This window comes from Pusillimonas minor, from assembly GCF_014237865.1.
Classification (GTDB): Bacteria; Pseudomonadota; Gammaproteobacteria; order Burkholderiales; family Burkholderiaceae_B; genus Neopusillimonas; species Neopusillimonas minor.
This window is the reverse complement of the sequence record NZ_JACJUU010000003.1, coordinates 120333-142372: the sequence shown is the minus strand read 5'-3', so window position 1 is coordinate 142372 and position 22040 is coordinate 120333. Positions and strand designations below refer to the sequence as shown.

Below are 22040 nucleotides of genomic sequence, written 5' to 3'. Positions count from 1 at the left end.
TTAACCGGGTGATGCCGAAGGCATTTACCCGGTTTTTTTATTGCGAGCCTACTTTCTTTACTTAAGACACAAAAGCGCCAAAGCATTTGGTGACATTGAGGCTTTAACTGAAAGATACTGTGCGGTTCTAGAGATTATCTCTACTCGACCAGCGTGCGAGCGTCCTGAACGCACATACGCAAAAAACAGAAAGCGAACACCGGGGTATCAGGGCAGGGTTTGATACTTACAAATACGAAAAAACCCCGACGTCATTACCCGACACTGGGGGTTTTGCTTTTAGGCGTGCGCCAAGTTCTTCTGAACAAACCCACTACCCTGGCGACTGTAGATAAGCCTACTTCCGGTCAAATAAGGCTTATTTCCGGTCAGTTAGAAACTTGCCTTCGGGTGCGGCAACGTTCTTCTGGCGGCGGGTGTTGCCGTCAAGCCCGCCATCAACCGCCCATTCGGCAAAGCGTGTGGGGCCGGGTTCGAATTCGCGGGGTTCCCAGGCGTCGGTCAGTTGGTCTTCGTCGGCGTAGTATTCAATAAGGCCACCTGCGGGGTTAACAAAGTACCAGAAGTATGCCGATGAAATGGGATGACGACCGGGACCAAGCTGGGTTTTCCATCCACAGCGATCGAAGTGCAGCCCACCGCCAAAAACCTCGTGGATGTCGCGCACAGCAAAAGCTACGTGGTTAAGGCCCACCTTCTTGTCGGGCGTTTGCAGCAGGAACAGGTCATGGTGGCCGCCGTCGGCATCGCAGCGCATGAACACGCCGCGACCGGGGTAGCGGTCGGACGGTACAAAGCCGAATTTTTCGGCGTAGAACTGCTCGACGGCAGCAACGTCGCTGACGAAGAACACGACATGTCCGACCTCGATGGGCTGGGCGCGTTCGTACACGGGGCTGCGGGCATTGATACGCGGCTTGCTGTTCCAGGTGTTGCTTTCACCGCAATCGACGCTGACGTCGTGCTTGCGCGATTTTTGAAAGCTGACCAACATGCCGTTAGGGTCGATACAAGACACCCGACCACTGTCGTGCTTAAAGCCCGCCACGTCGGCCAGGCGACCGGCAAAACGCTCAACGACAGCGTCAGACGACACGCCCCACACCACATGGCGCAAGGTTGGGCCGGCTTCGATAGGCGCAGGGTAGCCTGGATCGTTGGTTTTAACGACGTTAACCAGACAACCATTGAGTGTCGAAAACACCAGTTTTTGTTCACTATCTGACTTGAGCGTCAGGCCCCAGTCGGCAAAGAATTTGCGGCAGGTGTCAAAATCATCGGCCCCGTAGGTGATTTCGTCGATTCCTAATACGTCCATTTCAATTCCTTCGAATAGTGCAAACCAGAACGGTTTGGGGCGCAGCAGGCCATTGCCCGACACGCCCCGCCCGTTGGCGCTATACCCCAGCCCAGGGTAGCGGTTGTTCGTTCATGCCCCAGTACACGCTTTTCTGTTCCATGTACTGCAAAATACCTTGACGGCCTTTTTCGCGGCCCAGACCACTGTCGCGCCAACCGCCAAAGGGGGTGGAAATCGAGAATACTTTGTAGGTGTTGATCCAGACATTGCCGGCTTTAACCGCCTTGGCCAAAGACCATGCTTTTTTATAGTCACGTGTCCAGATGCCGGCAGCTAATGCATAAACGCTGTCGTTGGCCTGGTCGACCAGGTCATCAATACTGTCGAACGGCATCACCACCAACACCGGGCCGAAAATTTCCTCCTGGCAAATGGTTTTGCTGTTGTCCAGGCCTTCGATAATAGTGGGCAAGTAGTAGCTGCCTTTATCGTACACCTGGCCGGTGGGGCGTTGGCCGCCGCACAACACGCGGCCCCCCTCTTCCAAGCCAATGTTTACGTAACGCTCTACCGAGGCGCGATGGCTCTCGCTAATGAGCGGCCCCATTTGAGTCCGTTCGTCGGCTGGATCGCCTACCCGCAATTGCTTGGCCCCTGCCACCAGGCGGGACAAGAATTCGTCGTAGACCGCGCGGGCTACGAACAAACGAGAACCGGCAATACACGATTCGCCCGACGAGCTGAAAATACCGTACAACACGCCAGCCACCGCGTGATCCAGATCAGCATCTTCCAGCACCATCGTCGGCGACTTGCCGCCCAGCTCGAGCGATGCGGGCATGAATTTATCGGCCGCAATACCGGCGATGTGTCGGCCCACCGATGTACCGCCGGTAAATGAAACCCGTCGCACCAGCGGATGCCGGGTGATCAGGTCGCCAATGACCGAGCCCTTGCCGGGCAACACGCTGACCAGTCCCTTAGGCAAACCTGCCTCGTCGCAAATACGAGCCAGTTCAAGCGCCAGCAAGGGTGTAATTTCAGCCGGTTTGACAACGACCGCGTTACCGCCCGCCAAAGCAGGCGCCATCTTTTGCGCCTCGCTGGCAATGGGCGAGTTCCAGGGCGTAATGGCCGCCACGACACCCATGGGTTCGTAGACACTCATTGACATGAAGTCGCCACGCGATGGCGTAATAGTGTCTTCAAGGGTTTCGCAGGCTGACGCAAAAAACTGGAACGTGCCGGCTGCGCTGGCTACAAGAGCGCGCGTCTCGTTAATGGGCTTGCCGTTATCCAGTCGTTGCAGCTGCGCAAGATGCTCAGATTTTTCGCGAATAAGCTGTGCAATGCGATACAACACCGCTGCACGCTCGTGCGGCTTGCGCTGCGCCCAACCGCTGGTCTCGAACGCTTTCTGAGCACCTTGAATCGCCGCCTCGACGTCGTCGGGACTGGCTGCATTCAGCGTAGCGACGACCTCGCCGGTGGCGGGGTAATGGGTGGCGTAGGTGTTGCCCTGCCCCAGGCGCCATTCGCCGGCAATGCAAATGGGCTGAGGTTCGGCCCAAACGGGCAATACATCGGGTTTACTCATGACTTCCCTTTGGATACTTATCTATACGGCAACAGCCGAAACGCGGTTCTTGAGCGCACGAACGACGCTGTACACCGTAAGCGCCGAAGTTTTGGGATTGCCGGCCAGCGGCTTGCCTTTTAACGTCACGCCCATGAAGCCGAACGCACCTTGCGCTTCGTAGTAATGGATGTTTTCGGAAACGGTAGGGTCGGCATACAGCTGCACCGTGGTGCGGTCCAGGCCAATGCCGGCCAACGACAGCGTGGCGGCAACGTTGGCGTTTTTAGGATAAAGGCGCGCCGCATCACGGGCAGAGCCTTCGAAAAACAATGCTTTTTCTTTCAGGTTACGCAAATCAAGCTTGTCTTCGGCAGGTGTACCCAGCCAGCCCAAAGGCGGCTTGCGCCCAACGTAAGTGACCGAGTCCAACCCTGCAACGCGAGCGGCTGCCAACGCATCAATACCGCCAATGGCGCCCGACAGCAAATGAACCTGCGTGTTGCCGGCCTTGGCGGCCGCTTCCAGCGCTTCGGGCAGGCCGGGCGCTGACAGCGCGCCAATCGATACCACCATGCAAGGTACGCCGGCCTTTAATGCGGGCAAAACATGCGCTTCGATGGCACTGTGGCCTGCACATTCGACCAGCAGGTCGGGGCGATCGTTAACCAGATCGAGCGACGCAGCAACAGTAATTTGCCCACCGCGTGCGCTGGCATCCAGCTTGGCGCGCGTTTCGTCTTGATGGCCGTCAGGCACAATAATGCGAGTCATCGCCAGGCGTGGCTCGTCGGCAATCAAGTCGAACACCGACTGGCCAATAGCGCCAAAACCCACCATGGCAATACGTTGTACAGACATAACGACCCCTTACGAGCTAAGCGTGATGGGCTCGGGCTGATTCACCGGTGGCCCTGCAAACGCCGTTTTGAACTTGCCAATCGACAGCATGTCGATCTCGATCATGAACGGGCCGGTTTGGGCATTGGCGCGATTCAGTGCGGCACCCAGGTCGTCAAGATTAGAGACACGGACATGAGGCATGGCAATGGCTTCGCACAACTTGGCGTAGTCAGGCGTATGCAGGTCGACATAATGACGACGACCGCCATATTGCGCGTCTTGAATATTCTTGATTACGCCATAGCCTTTGTCGTTCATCAGCACGATAACCATGTCGGCCTTCTCTTGTACAGCGGTGGCCATTTCACCCAAGTTAAGGATGAAACCGCCGTCACCGGCCAGTGTCCATGTCTTCTTGCCCGACTGGGTCTGGGCTGCGCCAATGGCGGCCCCGATGCCCATGGCCAGACCCTGGCCAATCCCGCCGCCCAGGGCGTGAACACCGGCTTTCGGGTCGTTAAGATACAGATAGCGATTGCCCCAGGTGCTGTTCGATACAGTCACGTCGCGCACCCAGTTATAGTTCTTGCCGACCGCCGACTGAAGCTCGCTGACCAACCTGGCATACGGGCCAAGGCCGTCGACCAAACCAGCCACGGCAGCCTGCTTGGCTGCTGCCAGGTCAGCCTGAAACGCCGGGTCAACTGACAGCTTGCCTTCCAGACGATCGGCCAGCCCTTCAAGCACCAGCAAAGAATCACCATGCACGAACGCATCGGTTTCGTAGCAACGACCTTCGGACGCCGGGTCGGCATCAACGCGGTACAAGGGGCGGGGCAATTTCAGTTGATACTTAAGCGTTTCGTTGCCGCGCAGACGCGAACCCACCACCACCATGGCATCGCACGTTTGGTAAAACGCTTCGACGGGTTTGTGCAAGTTGAACGCGCCCAACGATTGCGGGTGATCTTCGGGCACAATGCCGCGCCCTTGCGTACTGGTGACCACGCCAAAGCCCAACGCCATCAGGCGTTGTACGGCCTTGCCGGCATGGCGCGCCCCGCCACCCAGCCACAGCAACGGGCGTTTGGCGCCGGCCAGACGTTCGGCCAAACGGTCGAGCGCGGCTTCGGCGGGCTGGTAAACCGGCACCTCAAGCGGGCGCAAGTCGGTTGGCATGGCAATCAGTGCACCTTGAATGTCGATCGGGATTTCGACACTGACCGGACCGGTGGGCGCAGTCATGGCGATTTGCACGGCATGCTTGATGGTGCTGAGCGCTGTTTCGGCGCTGCGCACACGAAACGCGGCTTTGGACACCGCATGCAACATCGTCAACTGATCGGGCGCTTCGTGAATGTACGACAGGTTCTGGTCAATATATTGAGTCTCGATTTGCCCGGTAATGTGCAACATAGGAGTGCCCGCCGTCAGGGCCTCGACCATGGCGCCCGAAGCGTTACCGGCCGCGGTGCCTGTACTGGTCAGACACACGCCCAGTTCACCTGTTGTACGTGCATAGGCGTCGGCCATATTGGTACCGCCGGCTTCGCCGCGGGCGGGAATGAACCGAACAACGCCACGCTCGCCGAAGGCGTCGAGAATAGGCATGTTGTGAATCGAAATCACACCGAATGCAGTCTTGACCCCGCACTCTTCGAGGAATGCAGCAATGGCTGCCCCAACGGTTACTTCTACGTTTGTTTTATGCATGGCGGGATACTCCTCCGGAAACATCGATATGGGAGCCAGTGGTATAGGAAGACAAAGGTGTAGCTAAGAACAGAATGGCGCGGGCGGCCTCTTCAGGGCGACCCAGACGGCCCAATTGGATATGTTTGCGACGCGCCAGATTCAGCGACCACGTTTCCCAGCTTTCGCTCTGGTCTTCGCGGGCCTCAAAGCGCCGACGCCATTGGCCCGAGTCGACCAGGCCCAGCAAAATACCGTTGACGCGAATGCCTTTAGGGGCGAATTCGGTCGCCATTGAGCGCACAAGGTTCATGACCCCGGCACGTGCCGCCGACGTCGCTACCATGTGCGGCTCGGGCTGCGCGGCCAGCAACGAATTAACGCAGACGATCGCCGCATCGTCGTGTTGTTCAAGTTCGGGCAAAAATGCGCGCGTGGAGTTGATGACCGAGAAAAACTTCAGACGCAGCTCTTCTTCCCAGGCGGCGTCGTCGGTGTCGGCAAACGTCGACAATCGCCCTTGCCCGGCGTTGTTGATCAACATCGACACGCCGCCCAGGGACTCGTGCACACGGGCAGCAAATGTACGTACCTGATCAGCGTCGAGCACATCGCAAGCCTGCGAAAAAATACGGCGACCGGGGAAGTCGGCCTTCAGCCTGGCTACCACGCCGTCAAGGCGTTCGGCGCTACGGCCACACAGCGCCACATCGGCGCCTTGCGACAGCAACAGCCTGACCGTGGCCAGCCCGATACCAGATGATCCACCGGTAACGACTGCGACCTTTCCTTCAAGGTTAATCATGTGTTCCTCTTGCATTGAAACCATTAATGTTGTGAGTTTGTCGCAATGACAATGTGATCGAGCAAACCCGACAGTTCGCGCGCTGCGCGGCAAGCCTGACTGGCCAGATGCGACAACCGCGCCGTGTCGTCGTCGGCGCTGGACACCGTAATGCCCAGCGACGCAATAATTTTTTGACCGCCACCCCATACGGGTACTGCCAATGTCGCAATTCCGGCCTCGTAGTAGTCTTTGTCGAAGACGTAATCGGTATGTCTGTCGTGTTGCATCAGGCGGTAAAGCTCGGCCACCGTGGCCGGCGTTTTGTCAGTCACCTGATGCAGGCGCTCTTCTGGGTACAAGGTTTGCAGCGTCTCGAAAGACAAGTCGCGCAACAACACCCGACCAAACAATGTCGCATGGGCCGGCAAGCGTGTGCCCAAATGCACAGTGTTGGCATAAGGGCTGTGCTGGGCCACCCGCCCAACGTACACGACCGAGCGGCCGTCGCGCACGACCAGATTGCAGGTGCAACCCGTGGCATCGCGCAGGCGCTCAAGAATTGGGCGGGCCAATTCGGTTAAATCTTTGGTCGCCATGGGCTCGAAGCCCAAACGCAACACCGCTGCCGTCAGACGATAGTCGCGGCCGGTGGCATCGTGTTCTATAAAGCCCAGTTGCTCTAGTGTTGTCAGCAACCGGAACACGGTCGAACGCGGGATGCCCAACCGACGCGCGATTTCGGGGGCCGAAAGCACGGGCTCGTGGCGGCTGAACTGCGACAAAATCAGAAGGCCACGCTCCAGGCCGGGCACCGTGTATTTGTCTTTTTCTTTGTCGGCAGCATCATCCCCTGCAGCGACAGCCGCCGACAGTGACGCCGCCGGTGCAGCGGTCATACGACCCGCCTTTGAGGCCGGACCCGACACATCATCCCATACTGTTTCTTTATTGGAACGGGCGCGATCCAGAGCACCATGCGGCTCGGTCGCCGGGCGATCGACATGCAGAGTATCGCTCATACCTGCCCCTTGTTACTTGCCAGTGCCAGGCGAATTAGCGCGGCCACCTGGGCGGGCTGTTCGATGTAGCACGCATGACCGGCGCCAGCGACCAATTCAAAAGGCAGTCCATGACGTTGCGCATAGGCCGCCGATTGTGCGGGCGTGGTCACAATATCTTTGTCGCCGCAATAAACGCTGCAGCTTTCGGGCGTAAACCCATCGTAGCGATTGATGTCATCACCGCACAACAGCTCGACGGCCTGTCGATAGCCGGCCTCATTCAGACGCAGGGCATTGGCAGTCACGGCCGCCCTTTGTGCATCGCCTGCCGCTTCGGAAAGCAGCCTTGAGGGCAAGGCTTTGGCCATGCCTGCGATGCCCAGTTGATCGAGATTGGCCAAACGCCCCTGCCGAACTTGATCGGCACGGGGCGACCCGCCATAACCCAAAGCCGGGCTGAACACCACATAAGCATGCGCCCTGGCGGTTGGCAGGCTGCTGTAGCCAGCCGCCATCAGGGCACCCAGCGAATGCCCCACCAATACGCAATCGGAAATACCAAGCGCGTCGAGCAAGGCATCGAGCCGGGCCGCATAATCGGTTGCCACAGGCCTGGCCTGCGGCAACGGATCGGATTCGCCATATCCTGGCGCGTCCCAGGCAATCACACGCGCACAGTCGGCCAGCAGCCCCGCGCACTGCGCCCACGAGCCCGCACCGGAACTGATGCCGTGCAACAGGACGATGGTGTCGGGGCCGTGGCCGCACTCGCGTATTGCCACGTCACCCACACGCGTGCGCACCCGCCGCGCGGTAAACGCGTGTTCGGCGACAGCAGTGGCGGGCGTAACTGACGAGTCGTGCATGGGGAACCTGATTTAACCGCGCTTGATTTTCGACAACGGGTGCTCGGGCGGGTATGTAGGCGTAATGGGCTTTTTCGCGCCCAACATCACACACATCAGCGCATCTTCATCACCAATATTGATTTCTTCGCGATACACACCCGGTGGCACCGAGACCAGATCACGATCGGTCAGAATGGTTTCGAAACGTTCGCCGTCTTTTTCGAGAATCAGCTTGAGCTTGCCGCGAATGACAAAGAACACCTCTTCGACATCGGTGTGCAAGTGCGACGGGCCTTCGTGACCAGCCGGGATCACCATGGTCGAGAACGTAAAGTTTTCGGACGGCACCGTGTTGACGTCGGCAGCCACGCCGGTACCGCCAGTACCCACGTAACGCATCTGCGCGCGGCGGTACTTCGGATCGTAGTCGGCCTGAAATTTAAGGGCATCCCAGTCGTACTTGCGGGTCGAGAACCGCGCAATACGCGTTGTCATCCAGTCTTCAAAGCTTGCGCCTTCCGGGCGAACCCAGGTTGGTTGATCGTTAACTGCTTGCTCGCTCATAAACTCACCTATAGATTTAATGCATGACAAAGCCGCCATTGACAGCCAGGAGTTGGCCGGTCACGAAACGCGACAGGCCTGATAAGAGAAAAGTCACGACACCGCTGACGTCGTCGGGCACCTGCTGGCGCTGGATGGCCCGCTGGTTTTCGTAAAGGTCGTGACGATGCTGAGGTACGTATTCGGTGGCCTCAACCAGCGTCAGGCCGGGCGCAACGGCATTCACCGTAATATTGTCATTGCCCAGCTCGCGTGCCATAGAGCGCGTCATGGCAATGACCGCACCTTTGCTGGCCACGTAAGCCATCAGGTTGGGTGCGCCCCAGAGTGCCGTGTCGGAAGCCAGATTGACTACGCTGCCCTGCCCCGATGCTTTCAGTGCGGGCAAACAGGCCTGGGTCATCAGCCAGGTACCCCGTACATTGACGGTCATGACTTTGTCGAACATGTCGGCTTGAAGGTCGACCATACTCTTGCCGCCGGAATTGGTAATGGCGGCGTTGTTGACCAGGCCGTCGAGCCCGCCAAGCAGTTCAGCGGCATGTTGCGCGCATTGCATAATGGACTCGGGGTTGCTCTGATCGAACACCACGGCATGCACGTTATGACCTTGCGCCTTGAGCGCTGCCGCGGCGGCTTGCAGTTCATCGGCCAGAATGTCGGCAATAACGACTGAAGCCCCGGCCGACAACGCTTGCCGGGCGAACTCAAGGCCCAGGCCACGGGCTGCGCCCGTGACCAGAACACGACGGCCTGCCAGCAGATTGCCCGGCACAATTGACGCTTGATTCGTTGCGTTCATGGATGGGCTTCCTTAGACCGTTGTGGTGTTGACTTTGGGCACGTAGTGCAGACAACGGCGTTCGGCCCAGACAACCAGGGCATAAGCCACAATACCAATGACTGTCAGCCCGAAAATGGCAACAAACACACCCGCGGTATTCCCCTGACCTTCGGAGTCGACCAGCAAGAAACCCAGACCTTTATTGCCACCGACCAGTTCGCCCACCGTAACGCCGATAACAGCCAGCGTTGAACCGATACGCAAACCCGAGAACAACGCGGGCAGCGACGACGGGAATTCGACCAGACGGAAAATTTGCCAGCGCGACGCATTAAGTGTGCGCACCAGATTGACCATGTCGGGATCGACCGTACGAATGGCCGACAGCACGTTGATCATGATGGGGAAGAACACGATGAGAATACCCACCAGGATCTTGGGGTAAATGGTGTAACCCATCCACATGACAAACAGCGGCGCAAACGCAACTTTAGGCGCGATCTGCAGAGCCAGGATGTAAGGGGAAAGAATGGACTCGGTAGTGGGCGACAGCCCCAGCACCACACCCACAAACAAGCCCAACATGGCACCAAGAATGAAGCCGAGTACGACTTCAAGCGCGGTGTAGCCGAAGTGCTCGAGCAGGTTGCCGTCATGCCACATCCGGAACCCTTCGGTGACCACCGAGGTGAACTTGGGCCAGATGTACTCGGGCGTGCCCAGCCAGCCTGGCACCCACTGCCAGGCAGCCAGTACTACGGCCAGAACGGCCAGACTGCAGGTTAACGTAAATGCATGTTTGGACATGCCTGCTCCTTTCGTAGGTAATGGATGACTGGAAGCGCCTACGGGTGCGTTAACACTGGCCGTGGATGAATCCAGACTCATTGACCAGCTCCAACGAACTGGTTGGTGTAAAGGTCTTCAAGCTTCGAGGCTTTGCTGACAACGCCCTCAGAGACGTAAAAGTCTTGCACCTTGGCCAGACGGTCGACATTCATTTGGCCGGGCACCTGCTGATTGGCGTACACGTACTCGTTGAAAAGATCGAAAATCTGACGAACTTCGCCTTCTTTGCCCTTGAACGCCGGGTTGGCTTCAACATAAGAGGCGACGGCTTTGTCGGTGTCTTTCATGATGAGCGTCATGCCTTTAAGCGTAGCGCGCACCATTTTCTGGATGAGTTCGGGGTTGTTCTTGATGGACTCGTCGGAAGCCAGGATAGCCTGGGCCATGCTGTCGAACAGTTCGTTGGCAGGCATTAAATTGACTTTGGTGCCGGCCGTACGGGCACTGACCACCCAGTCGGGTACACCGGCCATGGCATCGGTTTTACCTGAAGAGAACAACTGCCACACACCAGCGGGGCCTGCGGCCTGGATGTTGGCGTCGTCGCGCGTCAGACCGGCTTTACGCATGGTTCCGAGCAGCGCGTAATAGGTTGTATCGGTGTAAGCCATCACCGAGATGGTTTTGCCTTTCAGATCGGCAGGCTTGTTGATGGGCTTGTCGTCATGCGAGGCGACCAGTGTCAACGAACCGGCGCCCAGCACGGCCACTGCTTTAACCGGGATACCATTGGCGCGCACAATAATAGGCGTATCACCGATAGCGCCGCCAATGACGGCGTTACCGGCGCCAATTTGCTTGGCCACGTCAACACCGCCTTTACCTGTCACGAAGTTAACCTTCAGGCCTTCTTCTGCAAAGTAACCTTCTTTTTCGGCAATCAGCCAGGGGGCAAACGAAGGCAACGTTTTAGGCGCCGGCAACAGATAGGTCACTTCCTGCAAGTTTTTGCCGGCTTCGGCGGCCAGCGCCGCCGATGTCGAAAACAATGCGCAAGCGCCCAGTGCGGTCATGGCAAATAGTTTTTTCATTACTTCCTCCGGATTTTTAGGGGTGTTGAGGACTGCGTATATATGGATAGATCATTTGATGCACACTGCGATGTATGTCTCGCTTAGTGCAGGGCTTCTTCCTTGCCGATTTTCAGCAAGTCCATCAGACGGCCGACCAATGGCCCGACTTCGGACATTTTTCGCCGCTCAAGCGGGTTTTCGCGCATAGGCAAATCGATGGGGATTTCTTCGATGATGGTGCCGGGACGCTCGCTCATGACGAGCAGCCGGTCGGACAGCGCGACAGCTTCGACCAGATCGTGGGTAATGAACAAGGCCGTACGTTTCTTCTCGTAAAGCATTTCGGCCAGATCTTGCTGCAGCACCATTTTGGTTTGTGCATCAAGCGCCGAGAACGGCTCGTCGAGCAACATGACTTGCGGGTCGACCGCCAACGTACGCGCCAAGGCTGCGCGCTGGCGCATGCCGCCCGACAGTTGATAGGGGTAGTGTTTTTCGAAACCCTTCAGGTGGCACTTGTACAAAAGCTCGTGCGCCACTTTCATGCGCTCGGCATGCGATACGCCCGCGATCTCGAGTCCCAACGCCACGTTGTCTTCAATGGTGCGCCACTGCATCAGCAAATCTTTTTGCAGCATGAATGCCACTTCGCGCACGGGCTTGGTCACCAGCTTGCCGGCAACATAAACCTCGCCCTCGGTGGGGGCATACAAGCCCGACCCCATGTTAAGCAACGTGCTTTTGCCACAACCCGACGGCCCGATCAGCGATACGACCTCGCCCTTCTGGATGGACAAAGAGACATTGGTAACCGCCGTAATGGGCTTTGAAGTTTGCTTGTCGATAAACGACTTGCGCACGTTTCGGAATTCAATTTCAACCATCAGGTCGGGCTCCTTGATAGCGCATTAAAGTATTGAGCCGAGACTCGTAACACGCTTAATGCGTTTTATATATGAACTGGCGTTTTGTGAATTGAACAAACTTTATCGCTTGAGCTCGTCTTAAGACATTAGGGATAACCCTTTATCAGGTCAACTGACGTGCAGAAAAAGTGCAGTCGACCGACATTTTTTCGATTTCAAATAAAAAATTATTTTATTTTTATCAATGGTTTATAAATTACCGCCAGCCATTTTTAGGGGTTTATACTAATAGCTCGCCCTTCGACGCAGACCTACACTAGCAAAAAATAAAACATCGTTTAATATATGGAACAAACGAAGAAGCCAGTCATTGGTCGCAAAAATGTGCTTCGTCGTTACACCTAACCGGAGTCCTCAATGTCTGCCGACACCACCCTGCTTACGGTCTTTTTAAAACACGACCAATCGCAGAACCTCGACACCATCCAGGGCAAGCTTAAAGCTGCCGCATGGTGGGATCGCTTCCCCCCCGAAGGGGTTGAAATTGTGTCCTGGACGGTAGCCATGGGCTTTGGGCAAATTGTCACGCTGCGCGTGCCACCGCACTTGCTCCCCATCGTCAATGTCGAGCTCGAACGCTCGGCCTGGGGCGTCTTCACCACCGAATGTTTTCCCACATATGACTTTATTCCTGTGCGCGAACGGATCAAAGAACGCGTACGCAACGGAGGCCAATAAATGCTAGACCGCTACCTCACGCCTTGCTACCTGGAACCTCACCAGGCACGCACCAAAGAACCCACCGCCTACGAGAACCTGCTGGGCGATTCACTCGAACGCGCCTTTGCGTCGGGCATCGACACCCTTGAGCCGCTGGTCGAGTTCCTGAATGCGCAAGGGCCCCAGCCACTCACCACCGACCTCTGGACGCCCGAGGTATTGGCTGCTGAACTCAGCCGCCTGGCCGCCGAATAATCTGCAACAGGAACTACTTATGACCACCGCTAACGCAACCAACACTGCGAACAACGAAGAGGCTATTCAGAAGATCCTGACCGATGGCCTGAAAGACCTTTGGTATGCCATCTGTCCGTCGGATTTCGTGAAAGAGACGCCCGTTTCTTTGCGCCGTTTAGGCCACAAACTGGTGCTGTGGCGCGATGCCGAAGGCAACCCGCACTGTCTGGAAGACCACTGCCCACATCGCGGCGCACCGCTGTCGTTCGGTATCCCGCTGGGCAATAAAATTGCCTGCGGCTACCATGGTGTCGAAGTCCGCAGCGATGGTACTGTCGTGTCGGTACCGGGCAGCCCCGGCTGCAAGCTCGAAGGCTCCCGCCCTACGCGTGCTTTTCACCTGAAAGAAAGCAACGGCGTCATCTTCATGTTCAATTCGTCCGAAAATATCGACGAACCGCCACCGCTGGTCCTGCCCGAACAGCTTGTATCTGACGAGTACTCATCATTCTTGTGTTACACCGAATGGCGCGGCGACTACCGCTACGTTATCGACAACGTGATGGATCCAATGCACGGCACATACCTGCATAAACAGTCACACAGCATGTCGGTGGGTTCCCGTTCGGCTCAATTCCAGCTGCGCGATACCGACCATGGCGTCATCTTTGAAAAAGCGGGTCAACGCGACGTCAACTTCGACTGGTCGGAATGGGCCGACACCGGCCTGCACTGGCTGCGCCTTGAAATCCCCTACCCCAAAACCGGCGGCCCCGGCGGCAACTTCGGTATTATTGGCTGCTACACCCCCATTGGGCCCAATATTGCCGCCGTATTTCATTGGCGCACCCGCAAGGTATCGGGCTGGCAGCGCGATGCATGGCGCTTCTTGTACAAAAACCGCCTCGAAGCGCGCCACTGGGCCGTGCTTGAGCAAGACCGTGTTGTTCTCGAGCAAATGGAGCCCGACGCCAACCAGCGCGAGCACCTGTATCAGCACGACGTGGGCATTACCCGCGTTCGCCGTCAGTTGCGCAAGCTGGCCACCGAACAACTGGCGCGCGGCGTAAAGTAAATGTCAGTGCCAGTGTCTCTACCGGTCAGGCATGTCGTGGTGCCCGAAGCCCCCGAGCCTGCAAATGCGACCTGGTCAAATTGCCTGGTCGTGGGTAACGAAGTCGTTATTTCTGGGGTCACGGCCAACCCGGCCATAGATGCTCAGGGTAACGTCTTGTCCACCTATGCCCAGGCGACACGCATTATTGAAAAAATCCAGGCTATGCTGGTTGCCGCCGGCGGTAGTCTGGACAACATCTATAAGCTGGTCATTTATGTTACTGACATTAATGACAAGGGTGTCGTCTCAGAAGTGCGTCAGGCTTGGTTCAAGTCGCCTTTCCCCTGCTCGACCCTGGTCGAAGTCAAAGGGTTTGCGTTCCCGAACCTGACCATCGAAATAGATGCCTTCGCCCGACTTGACGTCTTCATGAGTCAGGTGACCCGCAACTGAACCGGGTCAACAGTTTTGGCTGTGCGCCCGTTGTTTCGAGCGCGGTTGCTGGCGGCATTGTTCTATAGGACAATGTCGCTTTTTAGTTCATATATAAAACAAAATAATTATGGCTGCACTAGAACCCATGACCATCGGGCAAGCCGCGGAGACAGACAAGACCGAAAAGTATTCGGTGCCCGGGCTTGAACGCGGCTTACGCATACTTGCTGAGTTTTCGCGACAAACGCCTACCCTGACGGCTCCCGATCTGGCGCGGCGGCTGCAGGTGCCACGCACGACTGTTTTCAGGCTTTTGGTCACACTAGAAAACCTGGGTTTTGTCGAGCGTCTGAATAACGGACGTGATTACCAGTTGGGCACTGCCGTGCTCAGGCTGGGCTTCGAATATCTGGCCTCGTTAAGCATTACTGATCTAAGCCGCCCAATTCTTGAGCGTTTACGCAACGAAACCGGTTATTCATCAAACCTGGTGATTCGCGATGCCCGTGACATCGTTTATGTACAGAAAGTAGCGCCTTCGTCGGTGTTCAGCAGCTCTGTTCACATTGGTACACGTCTGCCAGCGCACGCCACGGTATTGGGGCGGGTACTGCTCAGCCATCACACGCTTGGGCAATTGCAGCAGCTTTACCCCGAAGAACACCTGCAGGCGCATGGCCCCAATACGCCGGGTACGGTACACGACCTATTCCGGTTGCTGCAAACCGATAAAAGCCGGGGGTACGTGCTTGAAGAGGGCTTTTTCGAATCGAATATTTCGACCATTGCCGCACCGGTATTTGATGATACGGGCAAGGTCACGGCGGCCCTGGGGCTTACCGTACCCGCTGTGCATATCCCTGACACCGATCGCGATATTCTTGTGGCTAAAGTCGTCTCGGCGGCACGCGAGCTTTCAATGTCACTGAATGCTCGAAATATTTGAAATTGACGACAGCTGACGGGCCGCCTGCATTATTTTTTGGGCCACCTGTATCTGCACCGATGCATCGTCGAACCGGGCCGATGGCCCGGCAACGCTAAGCGCCGCAACAGGGTGTCCGTCTGGCCCGAGAACAGCGGCGGCGCACGCGCTGATACCCTGCTCCAGCCCCGAATGACGCCAGACAACACTACCAGGGGTGACGTCTTCAGGCTGTTCGGCCGACTGTTCGTGCCTGGTGTCGGCTGATGATTCGGCCATAGGGACACCGCGACCGTTCAAGGCTTGCCGGGCAGCCAGCATGGCCTGCCCCGGGGCCGCCCGATGTGCGGCCACACGACTGCCAATAGTAATCAGACTGACCAGGCCTGCCGGCGGCATTTCGCGCACAACGTAAACAATATCTTGCCCATCGGGCAGGCTGAGGTACGCCGCAAAACCCAGTGTTTGGCATAAATTGCGCACAACCCGCCGTCCTGCGGCGATCAGGTCGTGGCCGGCCAATGCCGATGCCGACATTGTCAAATAACGCAGCCCTACCTGATGCCCGCCGCCGGGCAGTTTTTCGATCATGCCTTCGTGCTCAAGCGTTGCCAGCAGACGCATGACGGTTACCCTGTTTACGTCAATCAGACGCCCAACTTCGCTGAGGTTTTGCGTATTGCCACCCTGCACGATGTATTCGAGCAGCTTCAAACCCCTTATCACCGGAGTGACCAGGGCGTTAGCGGACGTTTCGTTATCTTCTGCCATCGTTGATACGGTGCCTGATGCTACGTATTGGGTGAAAAATGGGGGCCTGGCACTTTCTTTTAAATGCCAGTGCCGTGTGCCTGGCTTTATGCCTGTGCGACCAATGGTACCGACCAGGCATCGTAAGCGTAGACCCAGTCGGCGTTGGTACCGGCCTTGAGCCAGTTATTGCCGCGCGAACCCATTTGTATTTGTGCGGTGCGATCGTGACGGGCCTGTTGGTAGGCCTGCAGCGCCTGCGATACCGTATCAAACTGCGGGTCGTTCAGGGAGCGGGCCAGAACAATACCATCTTCGATAGCCTGCCCCGCGCCCTGCGCCATAAATGGCATCATCGGGTGGCAGGCATCGCCCATCAGAACGCAGTGGCCGTCAAACCATTTGGGCAACGGGTCGCGCACATACAAGGCCGACTTCAGCACCGAGTCGCAAGCATCCAGAAACGCGCGTGCCTGCGGATGAAAGTCTTCATAAAGTGACTTGAACTCGCTGACATCGCCCGGCGCCGTCCACGACTCCAGATTCCATCCCTCTTGGGGAATGGTGGCGAAAATGAACATATCTTTTCCACTATTAAGCGGGAAAGTCACAATTTGCACTTCGGGCGCCGTACCCCACCATTTGGTAAATGCATCCAGGTCGGGCAAACCGGCCAGCTTTTCGACGGGCACAACCGCGCGATATGCAACCACACCGGTAAATTCGGGCTGTTCGGGCCCAAACAGGGCGGTGCGTACCGACGAATGTATACCGTCGGCCCCGATCAGCACATCAACCATGTCCTGGCTGCCGTCCTCAAAGCCGACGTGCACCTTGCCGTCGCGTTGCTTGACGGTTTTTACACGCTTCTTGAACTGCACGGACGCCGGCTTGACTGCGTTTTCAAGTGCGGTCATCAGGTCGGCGCGGTGCATGGTGAGCTGAGGTGCCCCGTACTTTTGTTGAGCCGCATTGGCCATTTCAATGCGTGAGGTTTCCTCGCCCGTTACGCCGTCGCGACTGATGCGAAACGCGGGGCGGGCAGCGGTTTTGCGCAAGGCGTCGCCAATACCCAGACCATCAAGGGCGCGCACAGCGTTGGGCGTCAGGTTGATGTCGGCCCCCACACGCGCGAATTCGCGCGCCTGTTCGTACAAAACAACCGTTTTGCCCATGTTTTGCAGGGCAATGGCCGCCGTCAAGCCACCAATGCCTGCGCCTGATATTCCAATACGCTGTGCCGTCATTATCATTCCTTGCGAATAAAAAGTTCATTTATGAACAATATGTTCATATTTTATTCATAACAAATGAAATCAGCCATCAGGGTTCACCCTGATCTTCGCCTAAGTCAACGAGCCAACGCTGTCACCGTGCCGGTGATGGCGCTATCGCGCAATACAAGCCGGCCTGCCCGACGCCGTCGACTACAAAATGGACAGCAGCGCGCAAAAACAAAATGCCCCAAAAAAAACGGGTTCTTTTTGGGGCATTGGATGAGTTTGCCGAAGAGACTACGCGGGAAACTATGTGTGGCCGTCTAAATTATCGTCGCTTGGCTTATTACGAACTTAACTATCACCGCTTTAGCTATCGTCGTTTTCGTTGCCGTTGTTGCCGGCCGTCGGAGCGGTGCCGCCGCGTGTCTGGCTTAAGCGCTCAAGGTAGCCGGCATCAATATCGCCGGTAATATACTGGCCGTTGAAGCACGACGACTCGAAGGTGTGCATGGCCGGGTTTAAGTCGGACAAGGTGCTTTCGAGGTCGGACAGCGCCTGGTAAACCAGCCCATTGGCCCCGATTTCGCGGGCGACGGCATCGGCGTCGCGCCCATGCGCAATCAGCTCGGATTGCGTGGGCATATCGATACCGTACACATTGGGGAAGCGCACGGGTGGCGCCGCAGACGCAAAGAACACCTTGTTGGCGCCGGCCTCGCGTGCCATATCGACAATTTGGCGGCTGGTGGTACCGCGCACAATTGAGTCGTCGACCAGCAACACGTTTTTGCCCTTGAACTCCATGTCGATGGCGTTGAGCTTTTGACGCACCGACTTCTTGCGCACCGCCTGGCCCGGCATGATAAAGGTGCGGCCCACGTAGCGATTCTTGATGAAACCCTCGCGGTAATTTAGCCCAAGACGCGCCGCCAGTTGCATGGCCGACGGGCGTGACGAGTCGGGAATGGGCATGACGACGTCGATTTCACCTAAGCGCAACGACTTGGCGACGTTGTCGGCCAGATACTCGCCCATACCCAGGCGCGCATCATAAATCGAAACGCCGTCCATAAGGGAGTCGGGCCGCGCAAAGTAAACGTACTCGAACAGACATGGCACCAATTGCGGGTTGTCGGCACACTGACGGCTGCTTAAGTTACCGTCGAGGTCGATCAGCACAGCTTCGCCAGGGGCAATGTCGCGTACAAAGTTAAACCCGCAACCCGATAAGGCTACCGACTCAGACGCGATCATCCACTCGACACCCTTGTCGGTTTCTTGGGCGCCCAGACACAAGGGGCGAATACCGTACGGGTCGCGAAACGCCACCATGCCAAAACTGGCGACCTGGGCGATAACCGCGTAGGCGCCCTTGACGCGCCGATGCACTGCCGACACTGCCTTGAATACAGCACATTCATCGAGAGAAGTGCCGGTTGCCGCCATTTGCAACTCGTGTGCAAATACATTGAGCAAGACTTCGGAATCGGAGTTGGTGTTGATGTGGCGACGATCGATGCGAAAGAGTTCTTCGCGCAACTCACGCCAGTTCGTCAGGTTGCCGTTGTGTACGAACGTAATACCAAACGGGGCATTGACATAAAAAGGCTGGGCTTCGTCGACACTGTCGCTGGAGCCTGCCGTGGGATAACGCACTTGCCCCAGACCGCTGTTGCCGGGCAATGATCGCATATTGCGCGTGCGAAACACATCACGTACCAACCCGTGGGCTTTGTACATGCTGAAAAATTGATCGTACGACGTGGCAATGCCGGCGGCGTCTTGTCCGCGGTGTTGCAACAGCAACAGGCTGTCGTAAATGATCTGATTCACAGGGTTACGGCCGGCAACCCCAACAATTCCGCACATGACTGATTCCTGAAATAAAACTTAGTAAGGCAACCATACCGCCAAAGACGGCGGCAACATTTGTTTAATGGCTTGCACCCCTTGCACCGTAATCGGCGACAGGCGGGCATCGCGCCACCACGGCTCTTTGGGCAGATCGGTATAACCGCCCAACGACACCAAAATCAATACAATCAATGCGCCGCGCAACACGCCAAACACAACGCCCAAACCGTGATCGGCCGGCGTCAGGCCGGTTTTTTTAATAAGCGTGCCTAAGGTCACGTTGACCAACCCCACCAGCAGCAACACCAGAATAAAAACCGCCGCATAGGCCACTGCAGTGCGCAATAAATCGTTGACAATGAAAGGGGATAACCACACCGAGGTGCGCGGCCCCCACCAAATGGCCGCTAAAAAAGCGGCCAGATAGGCGATAAGTGAAAGAATTTCTTTGACTAGCCCACGCAACAGGCCCAAAAACCCCGACACTGCCAAAATGGCCAATACGATGTAGTCGAAGCTAGTCACTTGCTTGAGATAAAGCCGTTGTCGTAGCCCAGCGCACGCAAACGGGTTTGTGCCGCCTGTGCGGCTTCGCGCGAGGGGAACGGCCCGACACGCAGGCGGAACGTTGGTTTACCGCCTGCCGTGGCCGACTGGACAAACGCGTTGGTTACGCCGGCTTCGAAAAGCTTGTTTCGACGCGCAATAGCGTCTTGTTCGGTAGTGTAGGCAGCAATTTGCAGCACAAACTGCCCGGATTGCGACGGCGCCGGTGCCGCACCCGCAGCCGGTTTTCGGCCTTCAAGCAGCGCCAGGGCGACAGCGCCGTCGTCGGTACGGTTATCGGGCCGTGCGGGAGGTGTTTTTGCGGGCTCGGCGGGCTGGGCTTGCGGCGCAGCAGGGGCTGAGGCCGATGGCGCACTTGACGGTGCTGAAGCCGCCCCGGACGCTGTCGGTGCGGCGCTTGTTGATGTACCAGCGCCTGAAGCTGATGCAGTTGTCGAGGACGAGCCCGCAGCACTACCGGCCACAGCTGGGGTATTTTCTTGCGGGGCTTCGGGTTCGGGGAGTTGCTCGATGGTGATGGCGCCAGGCTTACCGCCTTGTGCACCATCGGCCAGGTTAACCAGGGCCTGATCAGGCGGCGGCATAACAGCCGGCACAACAATGGGGTTGACCGGGCCGCCGGGTGGCGGGTCGGTGTCGATGAGCATGGGGACCACAATAACCGCCGCCACCACAAGCGCCAATGCACCGACCAGACGACGACGCGCGCGAACACGCATTTCGTTGGCCTGAGCTTCGGCCGGACGTACAGACGTACGACGCCCGGCGCTTGAATCAGACCCTTTAGAGAAAAACCCCATGACGACCCGTAGTGACGTTAGCTGACTTTGCGGCCCAGATGATCCAGAACCGGCCCGACCGCGTGGAACGAACCAAACACGAGAATTCTATCATTGTCGGCCGCCTGTTTATGTGCAGCCGCAAAAGCCTGAACCGGATTGTCAAACATCGAAACAGTCACGGGTTCGTCTTTACCGTCTTGGGCGCCGATGACCTTGTAGATGTGGTCGGCCATGGCCTGGGCTGTAGCTGCACGCGGACCATCGAGCGTGGCGCAATACCAGTGATCGATACGCGGCGCCAGCTTGGCCAGCGTATCTTCAATGGCCTTGTCGGTAAACATACCCACCACAGCGTGCGTATATGGGTAAAACGGCATGCTGTCAAGATTTTGCGCCAGCACCGCCGCCGCATGCGGGTTATGCGCAACATCGAGTACAACGGCCGGCGTACCCGGCAAAATTTGCATGCGCCCCGGCAATGACACTTGTGCCAGCCCGATACGAACGGCCTGTTGCGGCACAACCAGGCGGTCGCGCAGGGCTTCGAGGGCGGCCAGCACAGCACTGGCATTGAGCAACTGATTGGCGCCACGCAATGCCGGATACGCCATGCCACTGCGTCGCTGGTTGCGCCCGCCGTAAGCCCACTGCTGACGGTCGCCCGAATAATTGAAATCGCGACCAAACCGCCACAAGTCAGCGCCCAGTTCGGTGGCGTAGTCAACCAGCGTTTGCGGGGGGACAGGATCGGCGCAAATGGCCGGACAATCTTTGCGGTAAATGTGCGCCTTTTCCCAACCAATTTTTTCGCGGGTATCACCCAGCCACTCGGTATGGTCGATATCGACGCTGGTGATGATGGCGCAATCGCTGTCAATGATATTGACGGCGTCTAGGCGCCCGCCCAGACCGACTTCCAGAATGGCGACGTCAACATCGCTATCGACAAACTGAAGCAACGCTGCCAGGGTGGCGTACTCGAAATAACTTAAGGAAATTTCGCCACGGGCCTGATTGATACGATCAAACTGATGAATGATTTGCGCATCGGTGGCGCTTGAGCCATTGACCCGGATACGCTCGTTGAAATGCACCAGATGCGGCGAGGTATACAGCCCAACCTTGTAACCCGCCGCCAATAAAATGGCCTCGAGCATGGCGCAGGTTGAGCCCTTGCCGTTGGTACCCCCCACCGTGATCTTGACAAAGCCCGGCGCATCGACGCCCATGCGCTGGGCGACCGTCCGGATGCGCGTCAGCCCCATATCGATGGCTTTAGGATGGGCACTTTCAAGGTAGACCAGCCAGTCGTCTAACGAACTGGCTGTTGTGGGGGTTTGCAACATAGCAGGTATTAACGCCAAAAAAAC

Annotated in this window: 23 protein-coding genes; 5 read left to right on the top strand and 18 right to left on the bottom strand. The window is 57.2% G+C overall.

The features are described 5' to 3' along the window. Positions 1-358 precede the first annotated feature (358 nt). The 12 genes from GTU67_RS05670 to GTU67_RS05615 all read right to left on the bottom strand — a co-directional run bounded on the left by GTU67_RS05670 (position 359) and on the right by GTU67_RS05615 (position 12141). Positions 359-1318 carry a VOC family protein gene (locus GTU67_RS05670; protein ID WP_185779139.1) on the bottom strand — a complete coding sequence of 320 codons (960 nt, stop codon included), beginning with the start codon at positions 1316-1318 and terminating at the stop codon, positions 359-361. A gap of 79 nt (positions 1319-1397) precedes the next feature. Beyond that, positions 1398-2897 carry an aldehyde dehydrogenase gene (locus tag GTU67_RS05665; RefSeq protein ID WP_185779138.1) on the bottom strand — a complete coding sequence of 500 codons (1500 nt, stop codon included), beginning with the start codon at positions 2895-2897 and terminating at the stop codon, positions 1398-1400. A 21-nt stretch (positions 2898-2918) separates the two neighbouring features. After that, the gene (locus tag GTU67_RS05660) at positions 2919-3737 is read right to left on the bottom strand and encodes an aspartate dehydrogenase (protein ID WP_185779137.1); all 819 of its coding nucleotides are present in this window, start codon (positions 3735-3737) and stop codon (positions 2919-2921) included. Positions 3738-3746: 9 nt separating this feature from the next. Further along, positions 3747-5432, bottom strand: a complete 1686-nt coding sequence (locus tag GTU67_RS05655; protein WP_185779136.1) for a thiamine pyrophosphate-binding protein — start codon at positions 5430-5432, stop codon at positions 3747-3749. Further along, entirely contained in the window at positions 5425-6216 is a 792-nt protein-coding gene (locus GTU67_RS05650; protein WP_185779135.1) for an SDR family oxidoreductase, read from the bottom strand. The genes GTU67_RS05655 and GTU67_RS05650 overlap by 8 nt, the downstream gene beginning before the upstream one ends. 23 nt (positions 6217-6239) lie before the next feature. After that, on the bottom strand, positions 6240-7217 hold the full coding sequence (locus GTU67_RS05645) for an IclR family transcriptional regulator (RefSeq protein WP_249417591.1): 978 nt from the start codon (positions 7215-7217) through the stop codon (positions 6240-6242). Continuing rightward, positions 7214-8065 carry an alpha/beta fold hydrolase gene (locus GTU67_RS05640; RefSeq protein WP_185779134.1) on the bottom strand — a complete coding sequence of 284 codons (852 nt, stop codon included), beginning with the start codon at positions 8063-8065 and terminating at the stop codon, positions 7214-7216. The genes GTU67_RS05645 and GTU67_RS05640 overlap by 4 nt, the downstream gene beginning before the upstream one ends. A gap of 12 nt (positions 8066-8077) precedes the next feature. Beyond that, a complete protein-coding gene (locus GTU67_RS05635) occupies positions 8078-8611 on the bottom strand; it encodes a cupin domain-containing protein (protein ID WP_093970192.1) in 534 nt (177 codons plus the stop codon). Positions 8612-8627: 16 nt separating this feature from the next. After that, positions 8628-9413, bottom strand: a complete 786-nt coding sequence (locus GTU67_RS05630; protein WP_185779133.1) for an SDR family oxidoreductase — start codon at positions 9411-9413, stop codon at positions 8628-8630. 12 nt (positions 9414-9425) lie between these two features. After that, entirely contained in the window at positions 9426-10202 is a 777-nt protein-coding gene (locus GTU67_RS05625; protein WP_249417590.1) for an ABC transporter permease, read from the bottom strand. A gap of 77 nt (positions 10203-10279) precedes the next feature. After that, on the bottom strand, positions 10280-11275 hold the full coding sequence (locus GTU67_RS05620) for an ABC transporter substrate-binding protein (RefSeq protein ID WP_185779131.1): 996 nt from the start codon (positions 11273-11275) through the stop codon (positions 10280-10282). 83 nt (positions 11276-11358) lie between these two features. Next, positions 11359-12141, bottom strand: coding sequence for an ABC transporter ATP-binding protein (locus GTU67_RS05615; protein ID WP_185779130.1), 783 nt, complete (start codon positions 12139-12141; stop codon positions 11359-11361). Positions 12142-12540: 399 nt separating this feature from the next. Between GTU67_RS05615 and GTU67_RS05610 the strand changes: the two genes are divergently transcribed. The 5 genes from GTU67_RS05610 (at position 12541) to GTU67_RS05590 (ending at position 15518) form a co-directional block, all read left to right on the top strand. Beyond that, positions 12541-12861, top strand: coding sequence for a hypothetical protein (locus GTU67_RS05610; protein ID WP_185779129.1), 321 nt, complete (start codon positions 12541-12543; stop codon positions 12859-12861). Then, entirely contained in the window at positions 12862-13098 is a 237-nt protein-coding gene (locus GTU67_RS05605) for a recombinase-like helix-turn-helix domain-containing protein (protein ID WP_093970198.1), read from the top strand. A 19-nt stretch (positions 13099-13117) separates the two neighbouring features. Further along, entirely contained in the window at positions 13118-14155 is a 1038-nt protein-coding gene (locus GTU67_RS05600) for an aromatic ring-hydroxylating oxygenase subunit alpha (protein ID WP_185779128.1), read from the top strand. Continuing rightward, positions 14156-14590 carry a RidA family protein gene (locus tag GTU67_RS05595; RefSeq protein ID WP_185779127.1) on the top strand — a complete coding sequence of 145 codons (435 nt, stop codon included), beginning with the start codon at positions 14156-14158 and terminating at the stop codon, positions 14588-14590. A gap of 109 nt (positions 14591-14699) precedes the next feature. Beyond that, positions 14700-15518, top strand: a complete 819-nt coding sequence (locus GTU67_RS05590) for an IclR family transcriptional regulator (protein ID WP_185779126.1) — start codon at positions 14700-14702, stop codon at positions 15516-15518. Here GTU67_RS05590 and GTU67_RS05585 read toward each other — a convergent pair. The 6 genes from GTU67_RS05585 to folC form a co-directional block, all read right to left on the bottom strand. Beyond that, on the bottom strand, positions 15495-16268 hold the full coding sequence (locus tag GTU67_RS05585) for an IclR family transcriptional regulator (protein ID WP_185779125.1): 774 nt from the start codon (positions 16266-16268) through the stop codon (positions 15495-15497). The genes GTU67_RS05590 and GTU67_RS05585 overlap by 24 nt on opposite strands. 86 nt (positions 16269-16354) lie before the next feature. Next, the gene (locus GTU67_RS05580) at positions 16355-17494 is read right to left on the bottom strand and encodes an FAD-dependent monooxygenase (protein WP_185779124.1); all 1140 of its coding nucleotides are present in this window, start codon (positions 17492-17494) and stop codon (positions 16355-16357) included. A gap of 339 nt (positions 17495-17833) precedes the next feature. After that, positions 17834-19336 carry an amidophosphoribosyltransferase gene (purF, locus tag GTU67_RS05575; RefSeq protein ID WP_185779123.1) on the bottom strand — a complete coding sequence of 501 codons (1503 nt, stop codon included), beginning with the start codon at positions 19334-19336 and terminating at the stop codon, positions 17834-17836. A 21-nt stretch (positions 19337-19357) separates the two neighbouring features. After that, complete coding sequence (locus GTU67_RS05570; protein ID WP_185779122.1) at positions 19358-19846, bottom strand: CvpA family protein; 489 nt, start codon at positions 19844-19846, stop codon at positions 19358-19360. Then, positions 19843-20688: an SPOR domain-containing protein gene (locus GTU67_RS05565; RefSeq protein WP_185779121.1), complete on the bottom strand. Its 846-nt coding sequence runs from the start codon at positions 20686-20688 to the stop codon at positions 19843-19845. Before GTU67_RS05565 ends, GTU67_RS05570 begins: the two co-directional genes overlap by 4 nt. A 17-nt stretch (positions 20689-20705) precedes the next feature. Next, entirely contained in the window at positions 20706-22016 is a 1311-nt protein-coding gene (gene folC / locus GTU67_RS05560) for a bifunctional tetrahydrofolate synthase/dihydrofolate synthase (RefSeq protein ID WP_185779120.1), read from the bottom strand. Positions 22017-22040: the final 24 nt, after the last annotated feature.